The 401-nt window shown below is 72.8% G+C and carries 1 protein-coding gene; it reads right to left on the bottom strand.

Annotated elements, in window-relative coordinates; genetic code table 11:
* Nucleotides 1–12: 12 nt before the first annotated feature.
* Nucleotides 13–401 (bottom strand): saccharopine dehydrogenase C-terminal domain-containing protein (locus tag L0U85_RS20195; protein WP_241379566.1); only part of this gene is annotated, 389 nt, incomplete at its 5' end.

The following is a 401-nucleotide window of genomic DNA, read 5'->3' as shown; positions in this document are numbered from 1 at the left end:
CGTCGGTGTGGGTCATCGCTGTCCTTCCTGGTCGGTGGAGTGGTAGGTCCAGGGCAGGCCTTCGGCGGCCAGTCGGTCGAGCCAGCGGCGGGCCGCTTCGGTGTCGGCTGCGGCGCGGCGGAGGCCGGGTCCGGTGGACCCGTCGATGAGCGCTTCAAGGCCGCAGGCCAGTGAGGTCGAGACGCAGCGGGCCATGGCGGTGTCGGCGTCGGCGCCGGTGACGTCGAGCGCGTAGCGGCCCTGCCAGCGTTCGCCGTCGCGCTCGGCGTCGAGGGAGACTGCGAGGACGACGCGGTCCCGGTCGGCTTCGGTGGTCGGATACCGTTCGGCCAGTTCGTCGGCGAGGGCGGCGAGCTGGTCGCGGTCGCCGGAGTCGACGACGTCGAACACGTCCTTCCACG

It is taken from the genome of Glycomyces sp. L485 (assembly GCF_022548875.1).
GTDB lineage: Bacteria > Actinomycetota > Actinomycetes > Mycobacteriales > Micromonosporaceae > Glycomyces.
This window is presented reverse-complemented; position numbering and strand designations above follow the sequence as displayed.